We start from the raw sequence: 9,576 nt of genomic DNA on the forward strand, positions 1-9,576 counted from the left end.
CCGCGCGGTCGGCGCCCTGGCCGCGCCGCACCCGCTGGACACCCGCGGGCACCCGCGTGCCGCGGTCCGCCCGGCCGCCCTGCGGCGGCTCGCGTTCGCCCAGCTCCCGTCCTTCCCGGAGCACGCGCTCATGGAGGGCGATCTCGTGACCCGCCTGCTGCACGAGTGGGGTGGCGCGCCGGGCTGGCTGGACGCCCGCGCCGAGGCGACGTACCGGTCCGCCGCGCGCGTGCCGTTCGCGGCGCACAGCCAGATGGAGCAGCTGCGCTGGCTGGTCCGCTCGATGCCCCGTCCCGACGGCCGGCGCTACCACGCGGACCTCGAGGAGAACACGCGAGCCCTGCCCGTGCTCCAGCTGCACGGGGGTCGGGACGGTCTCCGTCCGGCGTCGCACGCCACCCTGTCCAAGGACACCGCCGCGCTCGTCGCCTCCCGCTACCAGTTCGAGCTGCTGCCGCAGGTGGGGCACTTCCCCGCCGAGGAGGCCCCCGACCGCGTCACCGAGCTGCTGCTGGCCTGGCTGCGAGAGACCGTGCCCGTCATGGCTTGACGAGCGCCGCCGCCTTCACGGGGTCCAGCTCCCCGATGCCGGCCGACGGGCACATCGACACCACCGGGCAGGCACCGCACGCGGGCTTGCGCGCGAAGCACGTGCGCCGGCCGTGGAAGATCAGCCGGTGCGAGGCCATGGTCCAGTCCTTGCGCGGCAGGAGCGCGCCGAGGTCCTTCTCCACCACCACGGGGTCCTCGCTGGTGGTGTAGCCGAGCCGCTTCGACAGGCGCATGACGTGGGTGTCCGTGGTGATGCCGGGGATCCCGAACGCGTTGCCGAGCACCACGTTGGCGGTCTTGCGCCCGACGCCGGGCAGGGTGACCAGGTCCGTCAGCCGCGGCGGCACCTCTCCACCGAACCGTTCGACCAGGTCCCGGGACAGGCCCGTGACCGACTTGGCCTTCGCGCGGAAGAACCCCGTGGGCCGCAGGATCTCTTCCAGCTCCTCGGGGTTCGCAGCGGCGAGCGCGGCGGCGTCGGGGTAGCGCGCGAACAGGATCGGCGTGGTGAGGTTCACGCGGACGTCGGTGGTCTGCGCCGAGAGCACCGTGGCCACCAGCAGCTCGAACGGTGAGGTGAAGTCCAGCTCGCAGCGTGCGTCCGGGTACCGCACGGTCAGGGCACGGTCGATGCGGCGCGCGCGCCGGGTGCGGGCAAGGGGCGACTCGATGTCTGCTCCGATCACCTCGGCAGCGTACGACCCGGTGCCGACACCCGTTCGGGGAGCCTCCGCCCTCCTGTGCTGCTCCCATGGGGTGATTCGGCGGCGCACCAGGGGACCTGCGCTCAAGGTCGTCCCGTACCGGGCCGAAACGAGACAACGAGCCTGTCCGACGTATCCGTCTGAGGAGGACCTGTCCGCATGACGCCCCCGGTCGAGCAACGGGTCCGCGATCTCCGCCTCGACCGGCGCGCGCTGCGTGCGGAGCACGCCCGGGTCACCTGGTGGCGCCGGCTGGTGCGGGCCCGCCTGGACCTGGCGGTCGCCCAGGCCGCCCGCCCCCAGACGCTCGGTGAGGACGTCGCGTTCCAGCTCCCGCTCGAGGTCGGCCTCGACGTCCCGCGCCCGGCGGCGCTCGCCGCGGTGCTCGCCGATGCCGGGACCGACGGCGTCAGTGCCGACGTGGGCCGCCTGCACGAGCTCCGCGCCCTGGACGAACAGCTCTCGGCGTACGCCGCTGGTGTCGAGGCCGCCCTGACCCGCGCCACCGACCGCCTCATCACTCGGCTCGCGGTCGATCCCGGCGTGGTCGTCGCCGGCCTTCGGGAGCCCTTGGGCCGCGGATGACGCCCACCATGGGGCAGACTGAGAGCCGCGCAGGCCGCTGACCAGCAGTCGGTGCATCTGGACCCAAGGTGAACGATGCCGCGACCGGGACGATCCGGGCAGCGGCCAGAGAGGTGAGGTCCCCGTGGAGGACGACATCGTGCTGTCGGCGCCGCTGTTCGCCGGGCTCGACCAGGAGTCGTCGGAGGCGCTCGTCGCGTCGATGAAGCCGATCGACATCGCCCGTGGCGACGCACTGTTCCACGAGGGCGAGCCCGGCGACCGGCTCTACATCGTGCGCGAGGGCAAGATCAAGCTCGGTCGACGCTCCAACGACGGACGCGAGAACCTCCTGGCCGTCCTCGGCCCGGGCGAGATGTTCGGCGAGCTCAGCCTCTTCGACCCGGGCCCCCGTACCGCGACCGCGACCGTCGTCGCCGACGCGGTGGTGCTCGAGCTCGGCCACGGCGACCTCATCCGCTGGCTCCAGGACAAGCCCACGGTGGCGCCGCACCTGCTCCAGGCGCYCGCCCGCCGGCTGCGCCGCACCAACGAGGCGCTCGCCGACCTGGTCTTCTCGGACGTCCCCGGTCGCGTCGCCAAGGCGCTCCTGGACCTGTCGACCCGCTTCGGCGAGAAGGTCGACGAGGGCATCCGCGTGGCGCACGACCTGACGCAGGAGGAGCTGGCGCAGCTCGTCGGCGCGTCGCGCGAGACCGTGAACAAGGCGCTCGCCGACTTCGCGGCGCGCGGCTGGGTGCGCCGCGAGGGCCGCGCGGTGGTGCTGCTCGACGTGGAGCGGCTGGAGCGCAGGGCGCGCTGAGCGCGCTGAGCGCAGGAGGTCAGCGCGCTGAGCAGGCGTCAAGCCAGCTCGACGACGATCTCCACCTCGACCGGCGAGTCCATCGGCAGCACGGCCACGCCGACGGCCGAGCGCGCGTGCACCCCGGCGTCCCCGAGCACGGCGTGCAGCAGCAGGCTCGCGCCGTTGAGGACCGCGGGCTGACCGGTGAACGCCGGGTCGCTGGCCACGAAGCCGACGACCTTGACCACGCGGACGATGCGGTCGAGCGCGTCGGCGCCGTGCGGACCACCCTCGGCGGCCACCACCGCGGCGACGGCCGCGAGCGCGTTGAGCGCGGACGTCCGGGCGTGCCCGGCGGCGTCTTCCGGGGTGATCAGGCCGGCACCGACGCCGACCTTGCCGGTCGCGGGCAGGGCCCCCGCCACGAACGGCAGCTGCCCGCTGGTGTAGACGTACGACCCGGACCGCACCGCCGGAACGTACGCGGCGAGCGGCAGAGCCACCTCGGGGAGCTCGAGACCGAGCTCGGCGAGGCGCGCGGCGGCGCCCATCAGGACTCCTTGGGCCGCTTGAGGTAGGCCACGAGGCCTGCGTCGGGGCCCTGGATCACCTGCACGAGCTCCCACCCGTCGGCGCCCCACTGATCGAGGATCGCCTTGGTGGCGTGAATGATGAGCGGAATCGTCGCGTACTCCCACTGCGTAGCCATGCGGCTCACCCTAGGGCCACGCGCCGGTGTCGGAGCGCTCTCACGAACCGTCCACGGCGTCCGACCCCACCAGCTCGGTCCGCCAGGACCGCACCTCCGGGCGGCGCCGGAGCAGGGCCCGGCGCTCGCGCTCCGTCATGCCGCCCCAGACCCCGAAGTCCATGCGGTTGTCGAGCGCGTCCGCCAGGCAGGCGAGCCGCACGGGGCAGCTGGTGCACACCGCGCGGGCCTCCCGCTGGGCGGCACCCTCGACGAACAGCGCGTCGGGCGCGAGCTTGCCCTTGCCGCATGCCGCGAGCGCGGTCCAGTGCGTGTCCTGCACGAGTGTGGTCACGCATCCTCCCGAGCACGCCGACGGGGCGTGCCGTGGCAACCGCACCCGAGTCCTGCCGGGAAACTAGCGCTCCGACGACCACTCTGGCGAGACTCCGTTCGGGTCATTCCGTCAGATGGACGCTTGACCGGGTCGGAGCGGGTGCAGTCACGAGCGTCGAGGGCATGTGCAGGTCCCGTGCAGGTCGGGGGCGTCGGGCCCGATCCGTGGCGGCCCTGACAGGGGCGCCTACTACCCTGACGGCATGCCGAACCCTGCGCGCCAGCGCGGCCGACAGGTCAACGTCTTCCAGGCGTTGGCCCTCCTGCTCACCTTCGCGCTCGTCGCGGGCGTGGGCGGGGTGCTCGCCGCCGGTCTCGTCCTGCCCGGAGTCGCGGTCGCCAACGGCGTCACCGACCTGACGGTCACCGCGTTCGACGACCTCCCGACCGAGCTCGACGAGGGCACCCTTCCGGAGAAGTCGGTCATCAAGGCCGCGGACGGCACGCTGCTGGCGACGTTCTACCAGCAGAACCGCGTCGTGGTGCCGCTCACCGAGATCTCGCCGCTGCTCCAGCACGCCGTGATCGCCACCGAGGACAAGCGGTTCTACCAGCACGCGGGCGTCGACCCCACCGGGATGCTCCGCGCGTTCGTGCAGAACCAGGCGAACGACGGCGGTCAGCAGGGCGCCTCGACGCTCACCCAGCAGTACATCAAGAACGTCCTCATCGACGCAGCCCTGGCCAAGGAGACGAAGGCCGAGCAGCTCGAGGCGATCCAGGCGGCACGCGAGGCCGACGGGACCGAGGGGTACGCGCGCAAGCTGCGGGAGGCCAAGCTCGCCATCGCGCTCGAGAAGCGGCTCACGAAGGACCAGATCCTCGAGAAGTACCTGAACATCGCACCGTTCGGCGCCTCGGTCTACGGCGCCGAGTCGGCCGCGCAGTACTACTTCTCCAAGCCTGCCAAGGACCTGAACTACCTCGAGGCCGCCACGATCGCGGGCGTCACGCAGAGCCCGACCAAGTGGGACCCGGTGCTGAACCCCGAGGCCTCGCAGGAGCGGCGCAACCGCGTGCTCAAGCTCATGTACGAGCAGAAGTTCATCACCCAGGCCGAGTACGAGGCCGGCCGCGCCACCCCGCTGGCGGACACGCTCCACCCCTCGCCGCTCAAGCAGGGGTGCATGTCCGCAGGCGACGTGGTGCCCGGCTCCGGCTACTTCTGCGACTACGTCACCAAGGTCATCAGCAACGACCAGGCGTTCGGTGCGACCAAGGCCGAACGCATCAAGCGTCTCTACCGTGGTGGCCTCACGATCACCACGACGCTGCAGCCTGCCGAGCAGGCCATCGCCGACGCCGAGGTCAAGAACGGCATCCCCGTCGACGACCCCTCGGGCGTCGCCAGCTCGATCGTCGTCGTCGAGCCCGGCACCGGGAAGATCACCGCGATGGCGCAGAACCGCCTCTACACCGCGGTGGCCGAGCACGGGGACCGCGAGACGCCGGTCAACTTCAACACCGACAACGCCTACGGCGGCGCGTCGGGCTTCCCGCCCGGCTCGACGTTCAAGCCGTTCACGCTCCTCGAGTGGCTCAAGCAGGGGCACAGCCTCAACGAGACCGTCGACGGCAGCGTCCGGCCCCTGAACCAGAACATGTTCACCTCCTGCGGCGCCAAGGGCCGCAACGAGAAGTGGACGCCCGGTAACGCCGAGGGCAACGGCAAGACGATGACCGTGATGGACGCGACCAAGAACTCGGTCAACCTCGCGTACCTGACCATGGCCATGCAGCTCGACCTCTGCAGCATCATGGACGGCGCCGCGCAGATCGGGATCCACAAGGCCGGCGGCAAGTCGGGCGAGGGCAACGCGGACCCGTACCCCGCCAACGTGATCGGGAGCAACTCGATCGCCCCGCTGTCGATGGCCGCCGCGTTCGCCGCGTTCGCCGCCAACGGCACGTACTGCGCGCCCATCGCCATCACCAGCGTCGTCGACGCCGACGGTGTCGAGCTGCAGGTCCCGAGCGCCGGCTGCAGCCCGGTCATCGACCCCAAGTACACGAGCGCCCTGACGTACGCGCTGCGCAACGTCTGGCAGGGCACGGCCGACGGTGTCACGCCGCCGCCGTTCCCGACCGCCGGCAAGACCGGGACCACCAGCCACAACGAGCACACCTGGTTCGTGGGCTACTCGCCGCTGCGCGCCGCCGCGGTGTGGGTCGGCTACTCCGACGGCATGCGGCCGGTGCAGAACATCACCATCAACGGCAAGAAGATCAGGTACACGTACGGCGCGACCATCGCCGCCCCGACGTGGAGCAGGTTCATGACGCAGGCGCTCGCGGGTGCCGCCAACCCCGACTTCGCGGCACCCGGCGACAAGGAGGTGTTCGGCGAGAAGGTGGCCGTGCCGTCCGTCATCGGGCTCGGTGAGGCGGACGCGCGCAACAAGCTCTCCGCCGCTGGGTTCCGCGCGTCGATCGCTCCCGCGCAGGTGCCCTCCGCGCTCCCGGCCGGGGCGGTCGTGTCGCAGAGCCCGTCCGGCACCGCCGTGCGGGGCTCGTACGTGCAGCTGACCCTGTCCAACGGGCAGCCGCCCGTGGCACCGGTCGACCCGAACCAGCCGGGCGGTCCGGGTCAGGGTGGCAATCCTGGGAACGGTGGCGGCGGCGGCCGAGGCAACCCGTAGTGGGTGCCACGACGACCACGCTCGCCCGCACCGCCGGCGCCGTCGCCCTGGCCGGTGCGGGCGCGCTCGCGTACGCCTCGCTGATCGAGGTCCGCTGGTACACGCTGCGCGAGGTCACCATCCCGGTGCTGCCGGCCGGCCAGGACCCGCTGCGCATCCTGCACGTCTCCGACCTGCACCTGACCCCCGGCCAGCGCAAGAAGGTCGAATGGGTGCGCGACCTGGCGTCGCTGGACCCGCACCTCGTGGTGAACACCGGCGACAACTGGGCGCACCTCGACGCGATGCCGGCCCTGCTCGAGGCGCTGGAGCCGCACCTCGCGGTGCCCGGCGCGTTCGTGCTCGGGTCCAACGACTACGTGGCGCCGATGCCCAAGAACCCCGCGCGCTACCTGCTCCCGGACGCCCGCTCCGCCCCGCCCGCCCGCCCGGCCGAGCTGCCCTGGCGCGAGCTCACCGCCCGTTTCCGGTCAGCGGGGTGGATCGACCTCACCAACCGCCGGGACGTGCTCAAGGTCGACGGCCGCGTGCTGTCGCTCGTGGGCACCGACGACGCGCACCTCGACCGCGACCGCTTCCCGGCGGCCGGCGGTGACGACGACGCCCGCACCGGGTCGACCCCCGTGGACCTGCACCTGGGCGTCACGCACGCGCCGTACCGACGCGTCCTGGACCAGCTGCACGCGGACGACGTCGATCTGGCGATCGCCGGGCACACGCACGGCGGCCAGCTCGCCCTGCCCTTCTGGGGCGCCCTGGTGACCAACTGCGACCTGGACACCCGCCGCGCCAAGGGCCTGCACGGCTGGCCCGGTCCGCGTCCCGACCAGCCGGGGGGTGCGGGCTCCACGTGGATGCACGTGTCCGCGGGGCTCGGCACGTCGCCGTACGCGCCCGTCCGGTTCGCGTGCCGGCCGGAAGCGACGCTCCTCACGCTCGTCGCTGCGTGATCCGGTTTCGTCGCACGGGTGGTCGTCGGCTATCCTTGCCAGGCTCCACGGGGTGTGGCGCAGCTTGGTAGCGCGCTTCGTTCGGGACGAAGAGGTCGTGGGTTCGAATCCCGCCACCCCGACAGACGAGAAAGGCCCCTGATCAGCAGATCCGCGCGGATCCGCACGTGGGTGGAGGAGGTGGGGTCCACCAACCCCTCGACCGTCTGGCCGCCGTCGGCCGTGGAGATGTCGAGAGCGACCGCCTTCCCCGTCCCGTACACCGTGACGTCCCCGTCGCTCGCGTGCGCGTCGACGTCGCCGCGGACGCCCGAGATCTCGGTGCGACCGTCGCTGGAGCGGGTGGTGGCGGAGCCGGCCACGTCCGAGACCGTGATCGCACCGTCCGCGGAGGACACCGACACGGAGCCGCTGACGTCGGCGACGTCGGTGCGGCCGTCCGCGGCGCGCACGGTGACGTCGCCGTCGATGTCGGAGACGTCGGTGTCGCCGTCGCTGGTGTGCACGTCGAGCGGGCCGCTCAGCCCGGTCGCGGTGACAGAGCCGTCCCGGGCGCGGACGATCACGGAGGTGCCGTCGGGGACGGTGACGTCGAGCGACGCCGAGCAGAAGCCGGGCCGCCACCAGTCGCAGAGGTACTGCACCCGCAGCTGGTCGGCCAGCTCGTCGACCGAGTAGTGCGCCCGGGTGAGTGCGGTGGTCGCGGTGCGCTCCACCTCGACGCGGTCGCCGCCGGTGGTCACGGTGATGTGGCCGTCGGCGACCAGCTCGACCACGGGCGCGGCCGCGTAGCTGGCAGTGTCCGACCGCGTCGTCGCGTCGTCGGACCCCAGCACCAGCAGGTCGACGGCGCTGAAGCCGGCGGAGACCAGCAGGAGGCCGCCGACGATCCCGCCGGTCCAGGTCAGGGCTCGTGCGCCGGGGCTGCGCGGGGTCGGACCCGCGGGGGCGGCCGGCCGCTCCAGGGTGGTGGTCATGGTCGTTCTCCGATCGTGGGTTCGTGCTCCAGCCAGCGCAGGACGGCGAGCACGCGGCGGTGGTCGTCGGCGGCCTGCGGGAGGTCGAGCTTGGTGAGGATGGAGGTCACGTGCTTCTCGACCGCCGGGAGCCCGACGACGAGACGGTCGGCGATGGCCGCGTTGGAGCGGCCCTCCGCCATGAGACCGAGCACGTCCCGCTCGCGCGGGGTGAGGGTCTCGAGGCCCGAACGCCGGGTCCGGGCGAGGATCTGGGCGACGACCTCRGGGTCGATCACGGTGCCGCCGGCGGCCACGCGGCCGAGCGCGTCGAGGAACTCGTCCACGTCGGCCACCCGGTCCTTGAGCACGTAGCCGAGGCCGCGCACGTCCCCCGCGAAGAGCTCGCGGGCGTACCGCTGCTCGACGTACTGCGACAGGACCAGGACGGGCAGCCTCTTGTGCAGGCTCCGCAGGTGCACCGCGGCCCGCAGGCCCTCGTCGGTGTGCGACGGAGGCATCCGGACGTCGGTGACCAGCACGTCGGGGAGCTCGTCGTCGGGCCCGAGGGCGGCGACGACCTCGTCGGCGGTGGTGTAGCCGGTGACCCGGTGCCCCTCCGCCTCGAGCAGCCTGGTCAGGCCGTCGAGCAGGAGGACGGAGTCCTCGGCGATCACGATGCGCACGGCACCTCCACGGTGAGTCGGGTGCCGGCTCCGGCCGGGCTGTCCAGGTCGAACGTGCCGTCGAGGGCGGCGACACGGCTGCGCAGTCCGTCGAGCCCGCTGCCGGGCGCCGCGGTCGCTCCCCCGCGGCCGTCGTCGGCGATGACGATCCGCAGGAGGGCGTCCGGGCTCACGGTGGCGGTGACCGTCACCTGCTGGGCGTCGGCGTGCTTGGCGGCGTTGGTGAGGGCCTCGGCGACCACGAAGTAGGCGGCGGCCTGTGCGGAGGTGCTGGCGCGGCTGAGCGCCGGTGGGTCGGGCACGTCGACGCGCACCGGGACCGGGCTGCGGGCGGCCAGTGCGGACAGGGCGGCGTCGAGCCCGCGGTCGGTGAGCACGGCGGGGTGGATGCCGCGGACCAGGTCCCGCAGCTCGGCGAGCGTCTCCTTGACCTCGCGGTGCGCGTGCTCGAGCGCCGCGGCGGCCTCGGGGTCGCTCGACACCTTGCGTCGGGCGGTGCCCAGCTCGACGCCGAGCGCGACCAGCCGCTGCTGCGCGCCGTCGTGCAGGTCGCGCTCGATGYGGCGGCGCTCCTCGTCGGCGGCACCCACCGCGGCCGTGCGGGTCTCGGTCAGCTGGACCGCCCGCCCCTCGGCC

General features: G+C 72.9%; 11 protein-coding genes, 1 tRNA gene and 1 pseudogene. 6 read left to right on the forward strand and 7 right to left on the reverse strand.

All coding sequences use genetic code 11. From position 1 onward, the window contains the following. Positions 1-550 (forward strand): alpha/beta fold hydrolase (locus AC1DUQ_RS13855; RefSeq protein WP_477073981.1); only part of this gene is annotated, 550 nt, incomplete at its 5' end. Here the strand turns inward: AC1DUQ_RS13855 and nth are convergent. Next, positions 540-1,238, reverse strand: coding sequence for an endonuclease III (nth, locus tag AC1DUQ_RS13860; RefSeq protein ID WP_477060933.1), 699 nt, complete (start codon positions 1,236-1,238; stop codon positions 540-542). The two genes, AC1DUQ_RS13855 and nth, sit on opposite strands and share 11 nt — an antisense overlap. 177 nt (positions 1,239-1,415) lie before the next feature. Here nth and AC1DUQ_RS13865 point away from each other — a divergent pair, with 177 nt between their 5' ends. Then, positions 1,416-1,841, forward strand: a complete 426-nt coding sequence (locus AC1DUQ_RS13865) for a hypothetical protein (RefSeq protein ID WP_477060932.1) — start codon at positions 1,416-1,418, stop codon at positions 1,839-1,841. A gap of 124 nt (positions 1,842-1,965) precedes the next feature. After that, complete coding sequence (locus AC1DUQ_RS13870; protein ID WP_477073982.1) at positions 1,966-2,643, forward strand: Crp/Fnr family transcriptional regulator; 678 nt, start codon at positions 1,966-1,968, stop codon at positions 2,641-2,643. A gap of 38 nt (positions 2,644-2,681) precedes the next feature. Here the strand turns inward: AC1DUQ_RS13870 and AC1DUQ_RS13875 are convergent, their stop codons facing one another. The 3 genes from AC1DUQ_RS13875 to AC1DUQ_RS13885 are packed head-to-tail and all read right to left on the reverse strand — an operon-like array spanning position 2,682 to position 3,668. After that, positions 2,682-3,176, reverse strand: coding sequence for a RidA family protein (locus tag AC1DUQ_RS13875; RefSeq protein WP_477060930.1), 495 nt, complete (start codon positions 3,174-3,176; stop codon positions 2,682-2,684). Continuing rightward, complete coding sequence (locus AC1DUQ_RS13880; protein ID WP_146925896.1) at positions 3,176-3,334, reverse strand: DUF4177 domain-containing protein; 159 nt, start codon at positions 3,332-3,334, stop codon at positions 3,176-3,178. The genes AC1DUQ_RS13875 and AC1DUQ_RS13880 overlap by 1 nt, the downstream gene beginning before the upstream one ends. 40 nt (positions 3,335-3,374) lie before the next feature. Further along, positions 3,375-3,668 carry a WhiB family transcriptional regulator gene (locus tag AC1DUQ_RS13885; RefSeq protein ID WP_421743119.1) on the reverse strand — a complete coding sequence of 98 codons (294 nt, stop codon included), beginning with the start codon at positions 3,666-3,668 and terminating at the stop codon, positions 3,375-3,377. A 244-nt stretch (positions 3,669-3,912) separates the two neighbouring features. On the opposite strand from AC1DUQ_RS13885, the gene AC1DUQ_RS13890 reads away from it, so the two are divergent. The 3 genes from AC1DUQ_RS13890 to AC1DUQ_RS13900 all read left to right on the forward strand — a co-directional run bounded on the left by AC1DUQ_RS13890 (position 3,913) and on the right by AC1DUQ_RS13900 (position 7,420). Beyond that, entirely contained in the window at positions 3,913-6,348 is a 2,436-nt protein-coding gene (locus tag AC1DUQ_RS13890) for a transglycosylase domain-containing protein (protein ID WP_477060929.1), read from the forward strand. Beyond that, a complete protein-coding gene (locus tag AC1DUQ_RS13895; protein WP_477060928.1) occupies positions 6,348-7,298 on the forward strand; it encodes a metallophosphoesterase in 951 nt (316 codons plus the stop codon). Before AC1DUQ_RS13890 ends, AC1DUQ_RS13895 begins: the two co-directional genes overlap by 1 nt. Before the next feature lie 48 nt (positions 7,299-7,346). After that, positions 7,347-7,420: transfer RNA gene (locus AC1DUQ_RS13900), tRNA-Pro, on the forward strand. 147 nt (positions 7,421-7,567) lie between these two features. Here AC1DUQ_RS13900 and AC1DUQ_RS13905 read toward each other — a convergent pair. From AC1DUQ_RS13905 to AC1DUQ_RS13915, 3 genes and pseudogenes are all read right to left on the reverse strand, one after another. Beyond that, positions 7,568-8,275, reverse strand: a pseudogene (locus AC1DUQ_RS13905) (DUF4097 family beta strand repeat-containing protein); the annotation flags it as partial. Further along, positions 8,272-8,940, reverse strand: coding sequence for a response regulator (locus AC1DUQ_RS13910; RefSeq protein ID WP_477060926.1), 669 nt, complete (start codon positions 8,938-8,940; stop codon positions 8,272-8,274). The gene AC1DUQ_RS13910 and the pseudogene AC1DUQ_RS13905, both read right to left, overlap by 4 nt. Then, positions 8,928-9,576, reverse strand: a 649-nt coding sequence (locus AC1DUQ_RS13915; RefSeq protein ID WP_477073983.1) for a sensor histidine kinase, incomplete at its 5' end; no start/stop codon positions are given. The genes AC1DUQ_RS13915 and AC1DUQ_RS13910, both read right to left, overlap by 13 nt.

This window comes from Cellulomonas sp. P4_B5_2, assembly GCF_056402235.1.

Excerpts from the sequence above, each read along its gene's own strand:
- AC1DUQ_RS13875 (WP_477060930.1), bottom strand. The coding sequence starts at position 3,176 with ATGGGCGCCGCCGCGCGCCTCGCCGAGCTCGGTCTCGAGCTCCCCGAG.
- AC1DUQ_RS13880 (WP_146925896.1), bottom strand. The coding sequence starts at position 3,334 with ATGGCTACGCAGTGGGAGTACGCGACGATTCCGCTCATCATTCACGCC.
- AC1DUQ_RS13890 (WP_477060929.1), top strand. The coding sequence starts at position 3,913 with ATGCCGAACCCTGCGCGCCAGCGCGGCCGACAGGTCAACGTCTTCCAG.
- AC1DUQ_RS13865 (WP_477060932.1), top strand. The coding sequence starts at position 1,416 with ATGACGCCCCCGGTCGAGCAACGGGTCCGCGATCTCCGCCTCGACCGG.